Below are 20,719 nucleotides of genomic sequence, written 5' to 3'. Positions count from 1 at the left end.
CGCCCGACCGCCCGCGCCTTGCCCGGCGCGGGCCCTGCCCTTCCTGCCCTCCGGATCTGCCATGATCGACGCGACCCACGATCCCGCCCGCACGAGCTGGGTGGCCTCGGCCAACGGCCATTCCGACTTTCCCATCCAGAACCTGCCTTTCGGCATCTTCAGCCCGAAGGACGGCGCGCCGCGCGGCGGTGTCGCCATCGGCGAGGAGATCCTGGACCTCGGTGTCGCGCTGAAGCTCGGCCTGTTCGAGGGCGAGGCGCAGGACGCGGCGGCGGCGGCATCGGGGCCACGGCTCAATGCCTTCTTCGCCCTCGGCGCTGGCCCCCGGCAGGCGCTGCGGGCGCGCCTTGCGGAAGTGCTGGATGCGAGCGGTGCGGAGCGGGCCGCCGTGGAGGCAAAGGCCGGTGCGCTGCTCCACCGTGCGGCCGACTGCACGGCCCACCTGCCGGCCGCCATCGGCGACTATACGGACTTTTATGCCGGCATCTGCCACGCCACCAACGTGGGCCAGCTGTTCCGGCCCGACAATCCGCTTTTGCCCAACTACAAGTACGTACCCATCGGCTATCACGGCCGGGCCTCCTCCATCGGCGTGTCGGCCGGAGCGGTGCGTCGCCCCAATGGCCAGCGCAAGCGGGCGGACGAGGCGGAGCCTAGCTTCGGCCCCTCCCGCAACCTCGACTACGAGCTGGAGCTGGGGGTGTTCATCGGCGCCGGCAATGCCCTGGGCGAGCCCATCCCCATCGCCGGGGCGGGCAGCCACATCGCCGGCTTCTGCCTGCTCAACGACTGGTCGGCCCGCGATATCCAGGGCTGGGAATACCAGCCGCTGGGCCCGTTCCTGGCCAAGAACTTCGCCACCACCCTCTCGCCCTGGGTGGTGACGCCGGAGGCCCTCGCCCCCTTCCGCATCCCCCAGCCGCCGCGGCCGGAGGGCGACCCGGCGCCGCTGCCCTATCTCCTCGATGCACAGGACCAGGCGGCCGGCGCCCTCGACATCACGCTGGAGGTGCTGATCGAGACCGGGGCCATGGCGGCGAAGGGGCTTGCGCCGCACCGGCTCTCCCGCGGCTCGTCCCGTGATCTCTACTGGACCTTCGCCCAACTGGTGGCCCACCACGCCTCGGGCGGCTGCAACCTCTCGCCCGGCGACCTTCTGGGCACCGGCACCATCTCCGGACCGGCGCCGGACAGCTTCGGCAGCCTGCTGGAGCTGTCCCGGGGCGGCAAGGCGCCCCTCACCCTCGCCTCAGGGGAGGAGCGGCGCTTCCTGGAGGATGGCGACACCGTCATCTTCCGCGGCCGTGCCACCCGCGAGGGCTTCGCCTCCATCGGCTTCGGCGAATGCCGCGGCACCGTCCTGCCCGCGCCGGCGGTGTGAGGACATGCGGCTCTACACCTACTGGCGCTCCTCCGCCGCCTATCGCGTGCGCATCGCCCTCGCCCTGAAGGGCATCGCCGTGGAGCAGGTGCCGGTGCATCTGGTGCGGAACGGCGGGGAGCAGCACGCCCCGGCCTATCGCGCCCTCAACCCGCAGGAGCGGGTGCCGGCGCTGGAGCTGGATGACGGGACGGTGCTCATCCAGTCGCCGGCCATCCTCGAATATCTGGAGGAGGTGTTCCCCGCTCCGCCCCTGCTGCCGGCCGCGCCGGTGGAGCGGGCGCGGGTGCGGGGCGTGGCGGCCATCATCGGCTGCGACATCCATCCGCCCAACAATTCCTCCCAGCTCGCCTATCTGCGCCGGACCCTCGGGCATGACGAAGGCGAGGTGGCGGCCTGGATCGCCCGCTGGGTGGGGGCAGGCTTCGCCGCGGTGGAGGCGCTGATCGGCGAGGACGGCTTCTGCTTCGGCCCGGAGCCGGGCCTTGCGGATGTCTTCCTCATTCCGCAGCTCTATTCCGCCCGCCGCTTCGACGTGCCGCTGGACGCGTATCCCCGCATCCTGCGCGTGGAGGCGCTGGCGGCCCGGCACCCGGCCTTCGCCGCCGCCCATCCGGCCCGCCAGCCCGACGCGGAGTGAGATCAAAGGACCGCGGGGGTTCCTCACGGGCCCTTGGTCAAGGCCGCGCGGGACCAGGGCGGACCCGCGTGGTGCCGGCCGTGACCGATGCCGGGCGGGTCAGGCTCACGCGCCGCGGCGCAGGAGCCCGCGGTAGATCTCCTCGTCGTCGCACAGGCCGGCGAGGCGGCCCAGCTGGTCCACCAGAAGGATGGGGTGGTCGGTCTGGCACTTGAGGGCGATGGCCGCCTTCAGCTTCAGGTCCAGCGGCGCCACGATCACGTCCACCGCGGGGTCCGCCGCGCCGCTTTCGGGATTGGCGCTGCCGAGCCGGCCCACGCGCCCGTCGAGGGAGACGGAGACGGGGCGGCCCTCCTCGTCGATGACCACCCGCACCTTGCCCTCGCGGCCGAGGAGGAAGGCGCCCTCGTGGCGCCGCAGGGCGCTCGCCGGGGTCATCACCGCATTGCCGCGCAGCACGTTGAGCGGGTTCATGTGCTTCACGAACTCCGCCACATAGTTGTTGGCGGGGCGCAGCAGGATATCCTCCGCCGTGCCGGCCTGGATGATGCGCCCGCCCTCCATGATGGCGATGGTGTTGCCGATCTTCAGCGCCTCGTCGAGATCGTGGCTGACGAAGACGATGGTCTTCTGGATGCGCTTCTGCAAATCCAGAAGCTCGTCCTGCAGCTTGTCGCGGATCAGCGGGTCGAGGGCGGAGAAGGGCTCGTCCATCAGCAGGATGTCGGCGTCGGTGGCGAAGGCGCGGGCGAGGCCCACCCGCTGCTGCATGCCGCCGGAGAGCTCGTGGGCATATTTCTCCGCCCATCTGGACAGGCCCACCATGGCGAGCTTCTCGTCCACCAGGCGGTTGCGCTCAGCGGCGGCCATGCCGCGCAGCTCCAGGCCGAAGCCCACGTTCTCGCGCACCGTGCGCCAGGGCAGGAGGCCGAACTGCTGGAACACCATGGAGACCGTGTGCATGCGGATCTCGCGCAGCATGCGCTCGTCGCAGCGGGCGACGTCGACGAGCGTGCCGTCGTGGCGCACGAAGATCTCGCCCCGCGCCACCTTGTTCAGCCGGTTGATGGCCCGCAGGATGGTGCTCTTGCCCGAGCCGGACAGGCCCATGAGCACGCAGATCTCGCCGCGGTCGATGGCGAGGTTCACCCCCGCCGCGCCGAGCACGCAGCCGGTCTGCTCCAGGATGGTGTCGCGGGTGGCGCCGGCGTCGATCATCGGGAAGGCGCGGTCGCTCCGGCGCCCGAAGACGATGTCCACGTTGCGGAACTCCACCGCCGTGTCGCGGGTGGAGGCGGCGGCGGACGTCTCGGGCAGGGTGCTGTGTGCGTTCATGGCTCAGGCCTTCCGGGAGCGTTGGGCGCGGTCCGGCCGCTTGCACACGCGGTCGAGCACGATGGCGAGGATGACGATGGCGATGCCCGCCTCGAACCCCATGGCGACGTTCACCGTGTTGAGCGCGCGCACCACCGGCTTGCCGAGCCCGTCCGAGCCCACGAGGGCCGCGATCACCACCATGGAGAGGCTCAGCATGATGCACTGGGTGATGCCGGCGGTGATGGTGGGCATGGCATAGGGCAGCTCCACCTTGAACAGCAGCTGCCGCCGCGTGGCGCCGAACGCCTCGCCCGCCTCCACCAGCGCCGGGGGCACCGAGGAGATGCCGAGGTGGGTGAGGCGGATGGGCGCCGGCAGGGCGAAGATGACGGTGGAGATCAGCCCCGGCACCACGCCGAGGCCGAACAGCACCAGGGTGGGGATGAGATAGACGAAGGTGGGGATGGTCTGCATCAGGTCCAGCACCGGCCGGATGGCGGTGTAGAGCCAGGGGCGGTGCGCCGCCGCGATGCCCAGCGGCACGCCGATGATGACGCACACGAAGGTGGCGCAGAGCACGAGGGAGAGCGTCTCCACCGTCGCTTCCCAATAGCCGAGGTTCGCCACCAGCAGCAGCGCGCCCAGGATGAAGACGGCGAGGCCGACCGAGCGGTGCACCAGATAGGCGCCGATGGCGCACAAGGCGATGAGCAGCAGGGGCGGGATGAACAGCAGGGCCGTGGTGAGCCCGCCGATCATGGCGGCGAGCGTGACGGAGATGACGTCGAAGACCACCTGGGCATGGGTGCTCAGGAAATCGACGACCGCGCTGAGCCACTGGCCGAGCGGGATCTTGTGGTCGGTGAGCCAGTCGTACATGGCCTATCTCCTCGGCCTCTGCGCCCCTCTTGCGGGCCTGTGTGCTGCGGCCGGTCGTCTGGACGGCCCGGCTGTGACTGGTGTCGCGCGGCGGGCCGGTTCGGACGGGGCCGTGCGCGAGACCTGGAGCATGCACCGAGCAGATCGCGATGCAATCTTCGGGTCACGCGTTCCTTTTCCTCAGGCCGAGAGGGCGGCTCCCGGATCGCACTCTCAAATCGCAAAAGCCCGCGGGGCCGGGGCTTCAGGCGTATTGCCGCGCCGAGCGCGTTTCGCGGGCGGCGGGCCGCGGCGCAGGCCGCGGCCGGGCGTGCGGCGTCAGAGGTTCAGCGACTTCTTCACCGCCTCGAGGCCGGGCTTGCCGTCGAAGGTGGTGACGCCGGCGAGCCAGGGTTCCCAGGCCTTGGGATTGGCCTTCAGCCACTTGGTGGCGGCCTTGTCGGCATCCATGCTGTCGAACAGGATGTAGCCCATCACCGTATTCTCGATGGGCAGCGAGAACTTCAGGTTCTTGATGAGGGTGCCGGCATTGGGGCAGGCGTCGAGCCAGCCGGCGCGCACGTTGGTATAGATGGTGGCGCCGCCGAGGTTCGGGCCGAACACGTCGTCGCCGCCCTCCAGATACTTGATGGCGAACTTGGTGTTCATGGGGTGGGGCTCCCAGCCCAGGAACACGATGGCCTCCTTGCGCTTGGAGAGGCGATCCACCTGCGAGAGCATGCCCTGCTCGCTGGATTCCACGATCTCGAACTTGCCGAGGCCGAAATTGTTGTCCTTGATCATGCCGATGATCAGGCGGTTGCCGTCGTTGCCGGGCTCGATGCCGTAGATCTTGCCCTTCAGCTTGTCCTTGAACTTGGCGATGTCGGCGAAGGTCTTCAGGCCCTCGTCATAGAGATAGGTGGGCACGGCCAGGGTATATTTGGCGCCTTCGAGGTTCGCGCCCAGAACCTCCACCGACTTGTCCTCCACATAGGGCTTGCGGTCGGCCTCCATGGTGGGCATCCAATTGCCCAGGAACACGTCGATGTCCTTGTTCTTCATGGACGTATAGGTCACCGGCACCGCCAGCACCTGGGTCTTGGGCGTGTAGCCGAGACCCTTCAGGATGGTGGAGGTGATCGCCGTGGTGGCGGCGATGTCCGTCCAGCCCACGTCGGCGAAGCGGACGGTCTTGCATGCCGGCGCATCCGCCGCCTGTGCCGGAAGGCCGGCCAGCCCCGAAATGCCGACGCCCAAGGCGAGCGTGGCGGCCAATGCCCTGATCGCGCGAATGCCCATCATGTCCATTCCCCTCAAATCCGGCGGCCGAAGGTGCGGCCCAGGTCACTCTGAAGAAGGCGGCGGCCGGGACGCTCTGCGGCGTCGGCTGCGGTGGTCACTTGGCGGACCGCGGTCCATTTGCGGACCCATTGATTGAACATTCAATCTCGATCGCGTCCGTTTGTCACGCTCATTATTTGCCCGTTCAACGATGAGATTATAAGCACTGCAACAGAGTTCGTCGCGAATTTCCGATTTTTCGACAGATGTGATGGTGCCGGATTTTTGCGCTAGGCAGTTGGTTGATTGAACGTATAATCAATGGAGCTACACCCAGGAGGCCGAGATGGCAGAGGCAGTGCAGACCCGTGTCGAGGCCGAGGATGTGCGGCGCCAGCAGCTCATCGACGCCACGATCGCCTGCCTCGCGGAGATCGGCTTCGTCGCCACCACGCTGGTGCAGATCGCGCGCCGGGCCAATGTCTCCTCCGGCCTCGTCGCCCATTACTTCGGCGACAAGAACGGTCTGCTTGAGGCGACCCTGCGTCATCTTGCGCGCCGCGTGGCGGAAGGCACCGCGCACCGCCTCGCCGCCGCCCGCACCCCGCGCGAGCGCGTGCAGGCGGTGATCGAGGCGAACCTTGCCCCCGAGGAGTTCGACCGCAAGACCTCCAGTGTCTGGCTCGCCTTCTGGGGCCAGGTCATCCACGAGCAGCGCTTCGCCCGGGTGCAGCGCATCTACCAGCGGCGCATGATGTCGGACCTGGTGCATGCCCTGAAGAAGATGGTGGCGCCGGACGATGCCCACCGCATCGCCGTCTCCATCGCAGCGGTGATCGACGGTCTGTGGCTGCGCGCCACCCTCTCCAGCGGCGGCGAGCCGGACAGCGTTCTCGCCCGCAGCATCGCCGCCGCCTTCGCCGATTCCCAGATCGCCGCCGCCGCGCCGCTGAGGAGCGACGTGCCGGCGGCCGCCGCCAGGGCGGAGCCGGTCCGTGCCCCCGTGCGCAACCACATCGCCGGGGCGCCGGTGGCGAGCGCGGCGGCGACCACCTTCACCACCTCCAACCCGGCCACCGGCGAGATCCTCGCCGAGGTGGAGATCGCCGGCCCGGTGGAGGTGGACCGGGCGGTGGCGGCCGCCACCGCCGGGCAGAAAAAGTGGGCCGCCATGACCGGCGCCGAGCGCGGCCGCATCCTGCGCCGCGCCGCCGACCTCCTGCGCGCCCGCAATGACGAGCTGGCGCGCCTGGAGACGCAGGACACGGGCAAGCCCATCCAGGAGACGGGCGTGGTGGACGTGCTCTCCGGCGCGGACTGCCTCGATTATTTTGCCGGCCTTGCCCCGACGCTGGCGGGCGAGCATGTGGACCTCGGTCCCGAGGCGTTCGGCTACACCAGGCGCGAGGCGCTGGGCGTGGTGGCCGGCATCGGCGCCTGGAACTATCCGCTCCAGATCGCCTGCTGGAAGGCCGCCCCGGCGCTGGCCTGCGGCAACGCCATGATCTTCAAGCCGGCGGAGCTCACCCCCCTCACCGCCGTCAAGCTCGCCGAGGTGTTCCGCGAGGCCGGCCTGCCGGACGGCGTGTTCAACGTGGTGCAGGGCTTCGCCGACACCGGGCGCCTGCTCACCCGCCATCCCGGCATCGCCAAGGTGTCGCTCACCGGCGAGGCGGGCACGGGCAGGAAGGTGATGGCGGACGCCGCCGCAAGCCTCAAGCACGTGACGCTGGAGCTGGGCGGCAAGTCCCCGCTCATCGTGTTCGAGGACGCGCACGTCTCGGATGCGGTCTCCGCCGCCATGCTGGGCAATTTCTACTCGGGCGGGGAGATCTGCTCGAACGGCACCCGCGTGTTCGTGCACAGGAAGGTGCTCAAGGCCTTCCTCGCCGAGCTTGCCGAGCGCACCGCGCGGATGATCGTCGGCGATCCGCTGGATCCCGCCACGCAGGTGGGCGCGCTCATCAGCGCGCCGCACATGCAGAAGGTGCTCTCCTACATCGAGGCGGCGAAGGCCGCCGGCGCGCGGCTCGTGGCGGGCGGGCACCGGGTGGAGGCGGGGGCGCTGGCGAAGGGCTTCTTCGTCGCCCCCACCGTGTTCGCCGACTGCGCCGACGACATGCCCAACGTGCGCGAGGAGATCTTCGGCCCGGTCATGTCCGTGCTCGCCTTCTCGGGCGAGGAGGAGGTGGTGGCCCGCGCCAACGCCACCGACTTCGGCCTCGCCGCCGGCGTGTTCACGCAGGACATCTCCCGCGCCCACCGGGTGATCGCCCAGCTCCAGGCGGGCACCTGCTGGATCAACCACTACAACATCACGCCCATCGAGCTGCCGTTCGGCGGCACCAAGCAATCGGGCCTCGGCCGCGAGAACAGCCGCGCCGCCATCGAGCACTACACCCAGGTCAAGAGCGTCTACGTGAATCTCGGACGCGTCGTCTCGCCGTATTGAAGGAGCGTATCGTGGCCTCATCCCAGACATACGATCAGGATTTCGACTATGTGATCGTGGGCTCGGGCTCGGCCGGCGGCGTGCTGGCGGACCGGCTCTCGCAGGACGGGTCGAGCCGCGTGCTCGTGCTGGAGTACGGCGGCTCGGACCGCTCCGTGCTGATCCAGATGCCGGCCGCGCTCTCCATGCCCATGAACATGTCCAAGTACAATTGGGGCTTCGAGACCGAGCCGGAGCCGGGTCTGGGCGGGCGGCGGCTGGTGTGCCCGCGCGGCAAGGTCATCGGCGGCTCCTCCTCGGTCAACGGCATGGTCTATGTGCGCGGCAACCCGCACGATTACGAGCGCTGGGAGGAGGAGGGCGCCGCCGGCTGGGGCTATCGCCATGTCCTGCCCTATTTCCAGAGGGCGGAGGACCGGCAGGAGGGGGGCGATGCCTATCGCGGCGCCGGCGGCCCGCTGGCGACGAAATACGGCAGGATCGACAACCCGCTCTACACCGCCTTCGTCCAGGCGGCGCAGCAGGCCGGCTATCCCGCCACCGCCGACATCAACGGCGCCCAGCAGGAAGGCTTCGGGCGCATGGACATGACAGTGCGGAATGGCGTGCGCTGGTCCACCGCCAACGCCTATCTCAAGCCGGCGCTGAAGCGGGCGAACCTCAGCCTCGTCACCCACGCCCTGGTCAGCCGCGTGCTGTTCGAGGGCCGGCAGGCGGTGGGCGTCGCCTATGAGCGCGACGGGCGGGACTATCGCGTGCGCGCCCGGCGGGAGGTCATCCTCTGCGCCGGGCCCATCAATTCGCCCAAGCTGCTCAAGCTCTCCGGCGTGGGGCCGGCGGCGGAGCTGAAGGGCTTCGGCATTGACGTGGTGGCGGACCGCGCAGGGGTGGGCGAGAACCTTCAGGATCACCTGGAGTTTTACTTCCAGGTGGCCTGCAAGGAGCCCATCACCCTTTATTCCCAGACCGGCCTCGTGGGGCGGGGCCTCGTCGGCGCGCAATGGCTGTTCACCCGCACCGGGCTCGGCGCCACCAACCATTTCGAGACCTGCGGCTTCATCCGCTCCCGGCCGGGGGTGAAGTATCCGGACATCCAGTACCATTTCATCCCGCTGGCCGTGACCTATGACGGAAAGGGCCTCGCCGACGAGCACGGCTTCCAGGCGCATGTCGGCCCCATGCGCACCAAGAGCCGCGGCTGGGTGCGGCTGAAGTCCGGCGATGCGAAGGAGGCCCCGCGCATCTTCTTCAACTATCTCGGCCATGAGGACGACATGGTGGAGATGCGCGCCTGCGTGCGCCTCACCCGCGAGATCTTCGCCCAGAAGGCCTTCGATGCCTATCGCGGCCGGGAGATCCAGCCGGGGGCGGACGTGACCTCGGACGAGGCCATCGACGCCTTCGTGCGGGCCAAGGTGGAGAGCGCCTACCACCCCTCCTGCAGCTGCCGGATGGGCCGGGAGGACGATCCCCTGGCGGTGGTCTCGCCCGATACGAAGGTGATCGGGGTGGAGGGGCTGCGGGTGGTGGACAGCTCCATCATGCCGTCCATCACCACCGGCAACCTCAACGCGCCCACCATCATGATCGGCGAGAAGGCGGCGGACATCATCCTCGGCAAGGACCCGCTCGCCGCCTCCAACGCGCCCTTCTACACCGCCGACAACTGGCAGGCCGCCCAGCGCTGAGCGGGGCGGGGGAGCGCGCAGGCGGCTCTCTTGTTCCGCAGCCTGAAAGGCCGGGTGCGGCTGCCCCGCCGTTCGGCTCTCCGCGTCAGGCCCGGCCTCCGCGCCGGCCCGCCGGCGGGCCCGTCCGAAGGCGCTCCCCGCCGCGGGCCTTGGATGGCCGCGACAGGTCCGGCCATGACGGATGGGGGAGGCGCCGGCGGCATGCCGGAAAGCGCGCGGCGCGGGGCCGCGCGCGGCCCGAAATCGACCTGAGATCGTCGTGTTGATCCTTCCGCACCGGTGCCCCGCAGGCGCCGTCGTGCCCGGCTTCGTGCCCGGCAGCGTCCATGCCGGCCCGAAGGGGGCCGGCCGCGGGGCGTGGATGGCCGGGACAAGCCCGGCCATGACGGGAGGGAGGCGGCGGCGACCTACGCCCGCTGCTTCACCACCCCCACCGCGCGCAGGAAGGCGAGGATCTCGCGGGCGGCGTCCCGCGGGTCGGGGTCCACCAGCACGCGCCCTTTGGCGGCGCCCGCGCCGGTGGCGGCGGCGAGGCGCTCGGCGGCGGTGCCGCCGGCCAGCGCCATCACCTTCGGCCGCTTGCGATAGGGCCGCTCCTCCATGCTCTCCTCCGGCCGGGCCGGCGCGGCGGCGGCCGCGTGGCGCTCCACCCCGTCGGCGCGGGCCCGGCCGAAGGCGAAAGGCAAGGGCGCGGGGGCACCCGCATGCACGCTCACCAGCACCGGCAGGCGCACCAGGATGCGCCGGCGCGCGCCCTTGCCCAGAGCCTGGGTGATGCGCAGCGTGCCGGGTTCCTCCCCTGCCTCCAGCGCCACCGCATCGGCCACGAGCGGCCAGCCGAGGGCATGAGCGAGGGCATAGGGCAGGAGGCCCGTGTCAGCCCCGCCCTGTCCGCGCGGGCCGGCGAGCACCACGTCCGGCGCGGCGGCGCGGATGGCGTCGGCCAGCGCCGCGGAGGGGTCGGCGTCCATCACGAGGTGGGACAGGCGGTGGAGGCCCCGGCCCAGCGCCTCGCGCACCGTCTCCGCATCCGGTCCCGCATGGAGGCCGGCGGGGGCGGGGTCGATGGCGGTGGCGAGCCGGGCGGCCTGGGCTTCGGCGCGGGGCAGGCAGGGCTTGCCGGAGACCGGATGGCGGCCCTGCGACAGCAGCACGAGGGCCTTCATGCCTCCCCCTCCGCCATGAGGGCGATGAGGGCAGGCATCACCGCCTGCGCGTCGGCGACGATGGCGAGGCTCGCGCGCTCGATCATGGCGGCGTGCAGGTCCGTGTTCACCGCCACCACATGTTCGCACCCGGCCACGCCCTGCAAATGTTGCGGCGCGCCGGCGATGCCGAGGGCGAAATAGCACCGGGCCTGAAGCACGGTGCCGGAGGCGCCCACCTGCGCCGCGCGCGGCATCAGCCCGGCATCGCACACCATGCGGCTCGCGCCGGGGGTGGCGGCGAGGGCCCGGGCGAGAGCGGCGAAGGCGGCGAAATCGGTGACGCCGTTGCCGGCCGAGACCACGAACTCCGCCTCCGCCAGCGGCACGGTGGCGGGATCGGCCGGCACCTCTTCGATGTGGAGGATGGCCCCGCTCGCGGCCGGAGCCGGGGCGGGCAGGGCGATGGGCTGCGCCGCGTGGCGGGTGGCGCGGTGGGGCGCGGCGGCACCGTCGGCGAGGGTGAGGAGGCGCGGCGGCGCGCGGCGCTGCTCCACCCCTCCGCTTCGGGCAGGGCGGGAGACGAGCCTGGCGTTCACCTGCTCGGCACCGCAGAACAGGGCCTCCCCCAGCCGCACGGCGACGCGACGGGCGAGGTCGCCGCCATCCCGGCTCTCGGGCCAGAGCACATGGCGCGGCTGGAGGGCGGCGATGGCCTCCAGAAGGGTGGCGGCGCGGCGGTCCGGGTCGGCATCGGCGGGCAGGGGCGCGACGCGATCGGCGCCGGCCTCGCCCGCATCGGCGGGGATGTCGGCCGCGAGGAGCACCACCGCGCCGCCCCCGGCGTCGGCGAGGAGGCGCGCGGCCCCCAGCACCTGCCGGTCGTGGGGCGAGAGGTGCCCCGCCGGCGCATCGGCGATGGCGAGGACCAGATAGGCCGGCTGGGGAATGGCCCGCAGTTGCGGCCCGCCGGCCGGCTCGGGCGTGGCCTCGGGGACGGGCGCCGGCGGCACCGGGGCGCGTCCGGTGGCGCTGAGGTCGAAGCGGCGCCGGCCCTGGCCGGGCACCTCGGCGGCGGCGCGCTCCGCCCGCGGGTCGCGGCGCGGGCGGCCGGCGGCGGGCGCGGTGGCCAGGGCAAAGCGCGGCCGGCCGGCGGGGGAGGGCACGGCGCAGGCGGCCCGGGCGGCGCGGGGATCGCGGCGGGGGCGGCTCATGCGGGCTCCTCCACCGGGCGGCGCGCGGGCCGGGCGGCGCCGGCCTCCCAGGCGGCGAGCACCAGCTCGGCGATGTCGCGCACCTCGGGCCGGGCGCCGGGCACGCCCTCCAGCATGGCGGTGCAGGTGGGGCAGGCCACGGCCACGATGGCCGCGCCGGTGGCGCTCGCCTGTTCCATGCGCAGGTCGGGAATGCGGCGGTCGCCTTCGATGTCGGAGAGCGGCGCCCCGCCGCCCCCGCCGCAGCACATGGCCCGCACTCCGTGGCGGGCCATCTCCCGCCGGTCGAGGCCGAGGGCGTCCAGCAGCCGGCGCGGGGCCTCCACCTCGCCATTGTAGCGGCCGAGATAGCAGGGGTCGTGATAGGTGACGGACAGGGCCCCCAGCGCGCCCACGGGCAGGCGCCCCTCCGCCACCAGGCGGTCGAGGAAGGCGGCGTGATGCCAGACCGCGTAGCGGCCGCCGAAGGCGGGATACTCGTTGCGCAGGCTGTTCAGCGCGTGCGGATCGGCGGTGAGGATGCGGGCGAAGCGCACGCCGGCGAGAATGTCCACATTCTCCTGGGCGAGGCGGGCGAAGGTGGCCTCGTCGCCGAGGCGGCGGGCGGTGTCGCCGCAATCCTTCTCCCGCGCGCCGAGGATGGCGAAATCCACCCCCGCTGCGCGCAGCAGCCGCACGAGGGCGCGCAGGGTGCGCCCGTAGCGCAGGTCATAGGCGCCCTCGCCGAGCCAGAGCAGCACGTCCGCCTGCCCCCCTTCCGCCAGCACGGGCAAATCGAGGCCGGCGGCGAAATCGGCGCGGGCGGCGAGGGCGCGCCCGCCGGCCTCGTCCGTGTCGCGCAGATCGTCGAGGCGGGCGGCGGCCGTCCCGGGCACGGCGCCCAGCGCCAGGGCCTGGTGGCGGCGCAGGTCGATGACGGCGTCCACATGCTCGATCATCATGGGGCATTCCTCCACGCACGCCCGGCAGGTGGTGCAGGACCACAGGGTGTCGGGATGGATCGCGGCGTCGGCGCCGATGATCGCCGCGTGGGCGCCGCCCGGGCCCGCCACCGGGCGGGCGTTGGGATAGGGGCTGCCGGAATAGGGGAGAGCGGCGCCGGCCGGTTCCATGGCGGCGACCAGATCCTGCACCAGCCGCTTGGGGTTCAGCGGCTGGCCGGCGGCAAAGGCCGGGCAGGCCGCCTCGCAGCGTCCGCACTGCACGCAGGCATCGAAGCCGAGCAGGCGGTTCCAGGCGAAGTCCGCCGGCGTCTCCACGCCGAGGCGGTCGGCGGAAAGGTCAACGGGAGCGAGCGCCACGTCGCGCGGGCCGGCGAAGCGGGCGGGACGCGGGTGGGCGGCCAGGTGCAGGGCGCCGGCCACCGCATGGCGCATGGGGCCGGCGCCGGCAAACCACGCCAAGGCGAGGCCGCAGCCCGTGGCCAGCGCCAGGGGCGGCACGGCGAGGAGGGCCGGCAGGCCAAGAGCGAGGGGGACCGCCGAAAGGCCGGCGCCGAGGCCGTAGCCGAGGAGCAGCAAGGGCAGCACCTGGAAGCGCCCGCCGGACAGGCGCGCGGGCCGGCGCGGGACGCGCCGCGCCGCCACCTGCGCCGCGCCCGCGAGCATGGCGGCGAAGGCGAGGGCCACCAGCGCCCAATAGAGGCGCGCGCCCGCCAGCGCCGGCACCACCCCCAGCGCCGCGAGGCCCGAGCCGGCGAGCAGCCCGCCCGCCACGAGCACATGCATGCGCGCCGCCCTGGGATCGCGCGCCACCACGTGGTGCACGTCCACCAGATAGCGCCGCGGCATGGCGAGGAGGCCGCCGATCCAGGCCACGGGCGCGGCCCGGCCCTGCCGCCACAGCAGCGCCCGGCGGCCGGCGGCGATGCCGGCGACGAGCGCCATCGTCCAGACGAGGAGGGGGAGGCCGGCGGCCATGGCGGTCAGATGTCCTTGCACAGGCGCAGCGCGTCGTAGATGGCCGCATGGATGTTGCGGCCGGCCAGCGCGTCGCCCACCCGGTAGAGGGCGAAGCCCCTGGAGAGGTCGTGGGGCTGCGGCGCGCCGCGCACGATGGCGCCGAGGTCGATCTGCCCGGCATTCACCGATTGCGCCTTGAGGGCGTGGTAGACGCCATCCACGGGCAGGGTGCCGTATTCCACCACCACGTGGTCCACCACCCGCTCCTCCTCCGCATCGGTGAAGGTGTTGCGCAGCACGGCCACCAGCCGGTTGCCCTCGGGATAGATCTCCACGAGGTCGAGATTGGGGGAGAAGACCACGCCGAGCTTGTAGAGCTCGCGATAGTGGATGGGCTGGTTGGTGGTGCCCACCTCCTGCGCCACGGTGCGGTCGGCGGTGACGAACTCCACGAGGCAGCCGCGCTTCGCCAGCTGCTCGGCGGTGGAGGCGGCATTGTGCTGGCCCATCTCGTCGAACAGCAGCACCGAGCCGGAGGGCGCCGCCGTGCCGGCGAGCACGTCCGCCGTGGTGGCCGCGCGGTCGGCGCCCCTGGCGGGACCGTGGCTCGGCCGGCCGCCGGTGGCGACGATGACCACGTCCGGCCCCTCGGCGAGGATCGCCTCGGCGGTCGCCTCCACGCCGAGGCGCAGGTCCACGCCGAGGCGCGTCGCCTGTCCCACCAGCCAGCGCGGAATGCCGGAGAGCGCCTCCCGCCAGCCGGCCTTCGCGGCGAGGTTGACCTGCCCGCCGGCCGCCGCGTTCTTCTCGAACAGCACCACGGAATGGCCGCGCTCGGCGCACACCCGCGCCGCCTCGAGCCCGCCCGGGCCGGCGCCCACCACCACCACCTTGCGGCGCACCTCCGCCTTGGGGATCACGTGGGGCATGGTGGCCTCGCGGCCGGTGGCGGCGTTCTGGATGCACAGGGCATCGCCGCCCACATAGATGCGGTCGATGCAATAGCCGGCGCCCACGCACTGGCGGATGTCGTCCTCGCGCCCCTCGGAGAGCTTCTTCACGAGGTGCGGGTCGGCGATGTGGGCGCGCGTCATGGCCACCATGTCCACGTGCCCCTCGGCCACGGCGCGGGCGGCGGTGGCGAGGTCCGTCACGCGCTGGGCGTGGAACACGGGCACGTCCACCTCGCGCTTGATGGCGCTCGGCAGGCTGAGGAAGGGCGCCACCGGGAAGGACATGTTGGGCAGGGAGATGGCGTGGGCCATGTCGTCCCGCGCCTGCCCGCCCAGCACGTTGATGAAGTCCACGAGGCCGTCGCGGGCATAGGTGGCGGCGATCTCCACGCACTCCTCGTGGGAGAGGCCGTCGGCGATCATCTCGTCGCCGGACATGCGGATGCCGATGACATAATCGTCGCCCGCCGCGCGGCGCATGGCGTCCAGGACCTCGCGGCCGAAGCGCATGCGGTTTTCGAGGCTGCCGCCGTAGCCGTCGGTGCGCCGGTTCACGGAGGGCGACCAGAACTGGTCGATGAGGTGGCCGTGGGCGGCGGAGACCTCGCAGCCGTCGAGCCCGCCGTCCCGGCAGCGCCGGACGGCGGCGGCGAAATCGGCGATGATGCGTTGGATCTCCTCCGGCTCCAGCTCCTTGGGGATGGTGCGCGAGGCCGGCTCGCGCCGGGGCGAGGCGGAGACGGTGGGGAACCAGTTCTCCGTGTCCCACTTGGTGCGGCGGCCCATGTGGGTGAGCTGGATCATCAGCTTGGCGCCATGGCGGTGGATGCGCTCGGCGAAGCTGCGGAAGAAGGGGATGACGCTGTCGTCCGCCACCGACACCTGGTTCCACGGCGCCGCCGGGCTGTCGAGGGCGACGGAGGAGGAGCCGCCGAACATGGTGAGGCCGATGCCGCCCTTGGCCTTCTCCTCGTGATAGAGCTGGTAGCGCTCCTGGGGCTTGCCGTCCTTGCCGTAGCCGGGGGCGTGGCTGGTGCTCATCACCCGGTTGCGGATGGTGAGCCCCTTGAGGGTGAGGGGCTTCAGAAGCGCGTCGGCATGGGCGATCATCGGGGGGCAGCTCCGGGTCACGCGCGGGGCGTGGAACAAGGGGTCAGGCGGTGCGCTCCGCGCGGGGCGGATGGCCGAAGCGCCGCCCGTAGGCGACGGAGAAATGCGCGGCGGACTGGAAGCCGCAGGCGAGCGCCACGTCGGTGACGGGCAGCGGCGAGAGGCGCAGCAGCTCCCGCGCCCGCGACAGGCGCAGGTCCAGGTAGAAGGCGGCGGGCGAGACCTGAAGATGGCGCTGGAACAGCCGCTCCAGCTGGCGCTGGGAGAGGTTGGCGGCCGCCGCCACCTCGCCCACGGCCAGCGGGCGCTCCAGGTGCCGGGTCATCACCTCGGTGGCCTTGGCGAGGGCGGGGGCGCGGCCGGCGACCTCGGGGGCGAGCGGCGGCTTCTGCCGCTCCGGGGGGGCGGCGCGGCGGACGATGAACTGGTCCGCCACCAGCCCCGCCGTGCGCGCCCCGAGGCTCGCGGCGATCAGCACCAGCATCATGTCGAGGGGGGCGACGCCGCCGGTGCAGGTGAGGCGGTCGCGGTCGATGACGAAGGCGTCGTCCTGGAAGGCCACGTCCGGGAATTCCTCGCGGATGGCGGCGAGGTTCTCCCAGTGGATGGCGCAGCGGTAGCCGTCCAGCAGCCCGGCTTCCGCGAGGGCGAAGGTGCCGGTGCACAGGGCCCCGAGCGCGAGGCCCTTGCGGGCGGCGCGGCGCAGGGCCTCGCTGGTGGCGCGGCCCACCGCCTGGCGCACGTCGATGCCGCCGCACACCATGAGCAGGTCCAGCGGGCCGGCCTCGGCGAGGCGGCGGGTGGGGCTGAGCGACAGGCCGTTGCTGGCGGGGGCGGGGATGCCGTCCAGGGTCAGCACCTCCCAGCCATAGGTGTCCTCGCCGGTCACGTAATTGGCCATGCGGGCGGCTTCGAGCGCGTTGGAGAGCGCGATCATGGAATAATTGGGCAGCGTCAGGAAGCCGATGCGCTTCAGGCGCGCGATCGGCTCCGGCGCGGCGGGGCCGGCGGGCGGCGGGGCGGTGCGGGAGGCGGAGAGGGTCATGGGGGCGCAGACCCTCCGCTCAGCGGTCGATGACGAGGTCGCTGGTGGGCCTGGCGCAGCAGATCAGCACCATGCCCGCATCGATCTCCCGCTGGCGGATGCCGCCGCCGTGCTTCATCTCCACCGTGCCCTCGACGAGCTTCGACTTGCAGGTGCCGCACAGGCCCTTGGTGCAGGAGGAGGGCAGGCGCACCCCGGCGCGGCGGGCGGCCTCCAGCACGTTCATGTCGGAGGGGCAGTCGATGGTGCGTCCGCTCTTCCTGAACTCCACCCTGAAGCCCGTGGCCGGCGCCGCCGCGTCGGCGACCACTTCCGCGGCGACGTCCGGCTCGGCGGCGGCGAGGGTGGCGAAGTCGAAGCTCTCCTCATGGTGGCGGGCCATGTCGAAGCCGGCAGCCTTCAGCAGGTCACGCACCGCCGCCATGTAGGGGGCGGGCCCGCACACGAACACCTCGCGCGCGCGGAAGTCCGGCGCCACCGCTTCCAGATGGGCGAGGGAGAGCCGCCCGCGCAGGCCGTGCCACGGCTCGAGCGGGGCGTCCTGCTCGCAGATCGCGGCGAAGCGGAAGCGCGGCTCCTGCCGCGCCATCAGCTCCAGCTCGGCGCGGAAGATGATGTCGGCCGGCGTGCGCGCGCTGTGCAGGAAGGCGATGTCGGCGCGGGTCGAAAGATCGAGATGCGCGCGGGCCATGGACATGACCGGCGTGATGCCGCTGCCGCCGGACAGGAAGAGATATTTCTCCGCCTGGTGCCGCGCGCAGGTGAAGTCGCCCATGGGGCCCACCGCATGGAGCAGGTTGCCCTCGGCCACGTGGTCGTGCAGGAAGTTGGATACCCGCCCGCCCGGCACGCGCTTCACCGTGATGGACACGGTGTCCGGCCGGGTGGGCGTGGAGGAGAGGGTGTAGCAGCGGTTGACCCTCTGCCCGTCGATGTCGAGATCGAGGGTGAGGAACTGGCCCGGCTCGTAGGCGAACCGGGCAGGGTCCACGGGCGCGAGGACGAAGGTCCTCACGTCCGCCGTTTCCTGCCGCACCTGCCGCACCACGAGGGTGTCGTCGCGCTCCGGATCCCAGGTGGGCAGGGCCGCGCCGCGGGGGGCGAGGCGGGAATCCGGGCGGGTGGCAAGGGCATCCATGGATCAGGCGTCCACGGATCAGCGGGCGTTGAGGGCGCGCATGCGGCCCACGTACCAGTTGGAGAACTTCTCCACGAGCATCTCCGTGTGCGGGGAATAGGGCCCCGGCTCATAGGCGGGGCTGCGGGCGCCCTCCTGGCACAGGCCGACCAGGGCGCTGTCCTGCGCGTTGGTGGCGGTCCACACCGAGGTGAGGTTCTCCACGTCATAGTCGACGCCTTCCACCGCATCCTTGTGCACCAGCCACCGGGTGCGCAGCAGGGATTGCTCGGCATCGAGCGGGATGACCGAGAAGGTCACCACATGGTCGCTCATGAAATGGTGCCAGCTGTTGGGCTGGGTCCAGAAGTGCAGGGCGCCGTGCCGGGGGTCGTCGATGCTGCCGAGCAGCTTGCGGCAGGCCGCCCGGGTGTCGCCGGTGTGGCTCTCGCCGGCGCCGTCCAGCGGCAGGCGCTCGGTGCGGAAGCCGGTGATCATGTCGTCCAGGTGCTCGACCCCGCGGGAGGGGAAGCCGCAGCTTTCCCACTGGGCGTGGCTGGTCTCCACCAGGTCGGCGTAGCGCCGGGCCTCCAGCCGGCCCACCTCGTCCAGCTCCTCCGGCGCGAAGCCGAAGCCGTAGGCGAACAGCGGCACGGTGAGCTCGGGGTGGTTGCCCGCGCAGTGGTAGCACTCGCGGTTGTTCTCCATCACCAGCTTCCAGTTGCCCGGCTCGATGATGACGCTCTCGGCCACCACCTTGGCGTTGCGCAGGTCATGGGGGGCAAGGTAGGGCGCCATCCGCGCGGCCATCGCGTCGAAATCGTCGGGCGGCGCGTCGGCGAGGCAGATGAACAGCAGGCCCTCCAGCGAGCGGATGTGCACCGGCTTCAGCCCGTGGCAGGAGGTGTCGAAGTCCTTGCCCATGTGCTCGGCGAACAGGAGCTTGCCGTCGAAGTCGTAGGTCCAGGCGTGGTAGCGGCACACGAGGTTGCCCACCGTGGTCTTGTACTCCTCCACCAGCCGGGCGCCGCGGTGGCGGCATACGTTGTGGAAGGCGCGGACCTCGCCGTCGTCGGTGCGGGCGATGATCACGGAGGTCTTGCCGATGTCGATCACCATGGCATCGCCGGGCTCGGCCACGTCGGGCTCGACGCCCACATAGATCCAGTGGCGGCCGAAGATGAGGTCGAGGTCGGCGGCGAAGATGGCGGGGTCGGTGTAGAACGGCGCCTCCAGGCTGTAGCCCGGCTTGCGGCGGCGCAGGAGCGCCTGAAGGTGGGTGTCGGTGGTGTCCAGCATCTCGCTCTCCCTGCGGCGCCGCGCTGCGCTCTGGAGCCGGAGGCGATTGACCGGCCGGATCGTGTCGCTCCGGCGGGATCACGCTCCAGGCGTCGACTGGAATTGTTCGATCCTGGGTCCTTCGACGCTTTTCAGATCACGACATTTTATATCGAAAACCCGCCATAAGCGAGCCGCGCCCCCCGCTTCATGCGCGAGAAGGCATCATCCGGCCAGCTTGCGCCGGACGCGGATCGGGACGCGCGCGAACCGCCTGCCCAAGGGCGCGGCGCCTGCCGGGAAAGCAGGCGCATGGCCTGGCGGCATCGCAGGCGGCGCGCCGCTTTCCGGGGCAGCGCCGGTGACGGAGCGGGAGGGCGCGCCGGGCAGCCTGCTCAGGTGGAGGCCTTGCCCGCCTTCGCGCTGTCCTTCGCGGCGCTCCTGCCCGCCTCATGGGGCACCAGGATGCGCACTCCCGCGCCGCGGCAGCGGGCGGCAAATTCCGGCGGGGGCGCCGCGTCGGAGACCAGGGTGTCCACCGCCGCCAGCTGGCACACCTTCACCGGCGCCTCGCGGCCGAACTTGGTGCGGTCGGCGATCACCCAGGCCTCCTGGGCCTGCTGCATGGCGACGCGGGCGAATTCCGCCTCGAACAGATGGAAGTCGCCGAGCTCGCCGGCATGGGTGATGCCGCCCACGGAGATGAAGGCGTAGCGCACCTGGAACTGGCGGATGAAGTCCAGCGTGGAGGGGGCCATGGCCGAGCCATCCTCGCCGGACAGCTCGCCGCCGGCCATGAACACCCGGTTGCCGTTCTTGGAGGCGAGGCGGTGGGCAATCTGCACCGAGTGGGTCACGACGGTGAGCCGGGAGTGGCTGGAGAGGGCGTCCGCCAGATAGGCGGAGGTCGTGCCGTTGTCGAGGATGAGGCTGTCGCCGTCCTGCACCTGGTCGCGCACCAGGGTGGCCACCGCCCATTTCGCCTCGTTGTTCACATGCATGCGGCGCTGGAACGGCGGCTCCTCCGCCACCTCCGGAATCATGATGCCGCCGTGGAAGCGCAGCAGCGTGCCGTCCTCGATGAGGGGCTGGATGTTGCGGCGGATGGTTTCGGTGGAGACCGAGAGGCGCGAGGCGAGCTCCGCGATGGAATAGCTGCCCTTGGCGCGGACCACCTGCAGGATGTCGTTCTGGCGCTTGAGAGACATGATCGGACGGTTTCCCCGGCGGCCGCGGCTGGGGCGCGACCCGCATGTTGCAATGAATGCCACAAAGCATCGCCCGTGTCAGGGCGCGACGCACGAAAATCGAGCATTTGTGCTGTGTTTTGTGTACG

The 20,719-nt window shown here is 71.7% G+C and carries 15 protein-coding genes; 4 read left to right on the top strand and 11 right to left on the bottom strand.

What is annotated here, in order from left to right; all coding sequences use genetic code 11:
• The first annotated feature begins 61 nt into the window (after nt 1–61).
• Entirely contained in the window at nt 62–1,381 is a 1,320-nt protein-coding gene (gene fahA, locus V5F59_RS20290; protein ID WP_393982604.1) for a fumarylacetoacetase, read from the top strand.
• Nucleotides 1,382–1,385: 4 nt separating this feature from the next.
• Nucleotides 1,386–2,021 carry a maleylacetoacetate isomerase gene (gene maiA, locus V5F59_RS20285; protein ID WP_393982603.1) on the top strand — a complete coding sequence of 212 codons (636 nt, stop codon included), beginning with the start codon at nt 1,386–1,388 and terminating at the stop codon, nt 2,019–2,021.
• A 105-nt stretch (nt 2,022–2,126) separates the two neighbouring features.
• On the opposite strand, the gene choV is transcribed toward maiA, so the two are convergent.
• The 3 genes from choV to V5F59_RS20270 all read right to left on the bottom strand — a co-directional run bounded on the left by choV (nt 2,127) and on the right by V5F59_RS20270 (nt 5,498).
• Nucleotides 2,127–3,356 carry a choline ABC transporter ATP-binding protein gene (gene choV / locus V5F59_RS20280; protein ID WP_393982602.1) on the bottom strand — a complete coding sequence of 410 codons (1,230 nt, stop codon included), beginning with the start codon at nt 3,354–3,356 and terminating at the stop codon, nt 2,127–2,129.
• Nucleotides 3,357–3,359: 3 nt separating this feature from the next.
• Entirely contained in the window at nt 3,360–4,217 is an 858-nt protein-coding gene (gene choW / locus V5F59_RS20275) for a choline ABC transporter permease subunit (RefSeq protein ID WP_393982601.1), read from the bottom strand.
• 318 nt (nt 4,218–4,535) lie between these two features.
• Nucleotides 4,536–5,498, bottom strand: a complete 963-nt coding sequence (locus V5F59_RS20270) for a choline ABC transporter substrate-binding protein (protein ID WP_393982716.1) — start codon at nt 5,496–5,498, stop codon at nt 4,536–4,538.
• Nucleotides 5,499–5,826: 328 nt separating this feature from the next.
• Between V5F59_RS20270 and betB the strand changes: the two genes are divergently transcribed.
• Together betB and betA are read left to right on the top strand one after the other, a co-directional pair.
• Nucleotides 5,827–7,932: a betaine-aldehyde dehydrogenase gene (betB, locus tag V5F59_RS20265; RefSeq protein WP_393982600.1), complete on the top strand. Its 2,106-nt coding sequence runs from the start codon at nt 5,827–5,829 to the stop codon at nt 7,930–7,932.
• A gap of 11 nt (nt 7,933–7,943) precedes the next feature.
• Nucleotides 7,944–9,620, top strand: coding sequence for a choline dehydrogenase (gene betA, locus V5F59_RS20260; protein WP_393982599.1), 1,677 nt, complete (start codon nt 7,944–7,946; stop codon nt 9,618–9,620).
• 407 nt (nt 9,621–10,027) lie between these two features.
• Here the strand turns inward: betA and V5F59_RS20255 are convergent, their stop codons facing one another.
• From V5F59_RS20255 to V5F59_RS20220, 8 genes are all read right to left on the bottom strand, one after another.
• The gene (locus V5F59_RS20255) at nt 10,028–10,786 is read right to left on the bottom strand and encodes an electron transfer flavoprotein subunit beta (protein WP_393982598.1); all 759 of its coding nucleotides are present in this window, start codon (nt 10,784–10,786) and stop codon (nt 10,028–10,030) included.
• Nucleotides 10,783–11,979: an FAD-binding protein gene (locus V5F59_RS20250; RefSeq protein ID WP_509211119.1), complete on the bottom strand. Its 1,197-nt coding sequence runs from the start codon at nt 11,977–11,979 to the stop codon at nt 10,783–10,785. Before V5F59_RS20250 ends, V5F59_RS20255 begins: the two co-directional genes overlap by 4 nt.
• Nucleotides 11,976–13,898 carry a DUF3483 domain-containing protein gene (locus tag V5F59_RS20245; protein ID WP_393977030.1) on the bottom strand — a complete coding sequence of 641 codons (1,923 nt, stop codon included), beginning with the start codon at nt 13,896–13,898 and terminating at the stop codon, nt 11,976–11,978. The genes V5F59_RS20250 and V5F59_RS20245 overlap by 4 nt, the downstream gene beginning before the upstream one ends.
• A gap of 5 nt (nt 13,899–13,903) precedes the next feature.
• Nucleotides 13,904–15,943: an oxidoreductase gene (locus V5F59_RS20240; RefSeq protein WP_393977028.1), complete on the bottom strand. Its 2,040-nt coding sequence runs from the start codon at nt 15,941–15,943 to the stop codon at nt 13,904–13,906.
• Between the two features lie 43 nt (nt 15,944–15,986).
• Nucleotides 15,987–16,988 (bottom strand): GlxA family transcriptional regulator, encoded by a 1,002-nt coding sequence (locus V5F59_RS20235; RefSeq protein WP_393977026.1) that lies wholly within the window; start codon nt 16,986–16,988, stop codon nt 15,987–15,989.
• Between the two features lie 19 nt (nt 16,989–17,007).
• The gene (locus tag V5F59_RS20230) at nt 17,008–18,126 is read right to left on the bottom strand and encodes an FAD-binding oxidoreductase (RefSeq protein ID WP_393977024.1); all 1,119 of its coding nucleotides are present in this window, start codon (nt 18,124–18,126) and stop codon (nt 17,008–17,010) included.
• An 18-nt stretch (nt 18,127–18,144) separates the two neighbouring features.
• Entirely contained in the window at nt 18,145–19,404 is a 1,260-nt protein-coding gene (locus V5F59_RS20225; protein WP_393977022.1) for an aromatic ring-hydroxylating oxygenase subunit alpha, read from the bottom strand.
• A 374-nt stretch (nt 19,405–19,778) separates the two neighbouring features.
• Nucleotides 19,779–20,591 (bottom strand): DeoR/GlpR family DNA-binding transcription regulator, encoded by an 813-nt coding sequence (locus V5F59_RS20220; protein ID WP_393977020.1) that lies wholly within the window; start codon nt 20,589–20,591, stop codon nt 19,779–19,781.
• Between the last annotated feature and the right edge of the window lie 128 nt (nt 20,592–20,719).

The sequence above is a fragment of the Xanthobacter nonsaccharivorans genome (assembly GCF_043194755.2).
Taxonomy (GTDB): Bacteria; Pseudomonadota; Alphaproteobacteria; order Rhizobiales; family Xanthobacteraceae; genus Xanthobacter; species Xanthobacter autotrophicus_G.
Note: the sequence above shows the minus strand (reverse complement) of the source record. Positions and strands in the feature narration are given on the sequence as shown.

Excerpts from the sequence above, each read along its gene's own strand:
- V5F59_RS20220 (WP_393977020.1), bottom strand. The coding sequence starts at position 20,591 with ATGTCTCTCAAGCGCCAGAACGACATCCTGCAGGTGGTCCGCGCCAAG.
- betB (WP_393982600.1), top strand. The coding sequence starts at position 5,827 with ATGGCAGAGGCAGTGCAGACCCGTGTCGAGGCCGAGGATGTGCGGCGC.
- V5F59_RS20245 (WP_393977030.1), bottom strand. The coding sequence starts at position 13,898 with ATGGCCGCCGGCCTCCCCCTCCTCGTCTGGACGATGGCGCTCGTCGCC.
- V5F59_RS20235 (WP_393977026.1), bottom strand. The coding sequence starts at position 16,988 with ATGACCCTCTCCGCCTCCCGCACCGCCCCGCCGCCCGCCGGCCCCGCC.
- choV (WP_393982602.1), bottom strand. The coding sequence starts at position 3,356 with ATGAACGCACACAGCACCCTGCCCGAGACGTCCGCCGCCGCCTCCACC.
- V5F59_RS20255 (WP_393982598.1), bottom strand. The coding sequence starts at position 10,786 with ATGAAGGCCCTCGTGCTGCTGTCGCAGGGCCGCCATCCGGTCTCCGGC.
- V5F59_RS20240 (WP_393977028.1), bottom strand. The coding sequence starts at position 15,943 with ATGATCGCCCATGCCGACGCGCTTCTGAAGCCCCTCACCCTCAAGGGG.
- V5F59_RS20225 (WP_393977022.1), bottom strand. The coding sequence starts at position 19,404 with ATGCTGGACACCACCGACACCCACCTTCAGGCGCTCCTGCGCCGCCGC.
- fahA (WP_393982604.1), top strand. The coding sequence starts at position 62 with ATGATCGACGCGACCCACGATCCCGCCCGCACGAGCTGGGTGGCCTCG.
- V5F59_RS20230 (WP_393977024.1), bottom strand. The coding sequence starts at position 18,126 with ATGGATGCCCTTGCCACCCGCCCGGATTCCCGCCTCGCCCCCCGCGGC.
- V5F59_RS20270 (WP_393982716.1), bottom strand. The coding sequence starts at position 5,498 with ATGGGCATTCGCGCGATCAGGGCATTGGCCGCCACGCTCGCCTTGGGC.
- maiA (WP_393982603.1), top strand. The coding sequence starts at position 1,386 with ATGCGGCTCTACACCTACTGGCGCTCCTCCGCCGCCTATCGCGTGCGC.
- V5F59_RS20250 (WP_509211119.1), bottom strand. The coding sequence starts at position 11,979 with ATGAGCCGCCCCCGCCGCGATCCCCGCGCCGCCCGGGCCGCCTGCGCC.
- choW (WP_393982601.1), bottom strand. The coding sequence starts at position 4,217 with ATGTACGACTGGCTCACCGACCACAAGATCCCGCTCGGCCAGTGGCTC.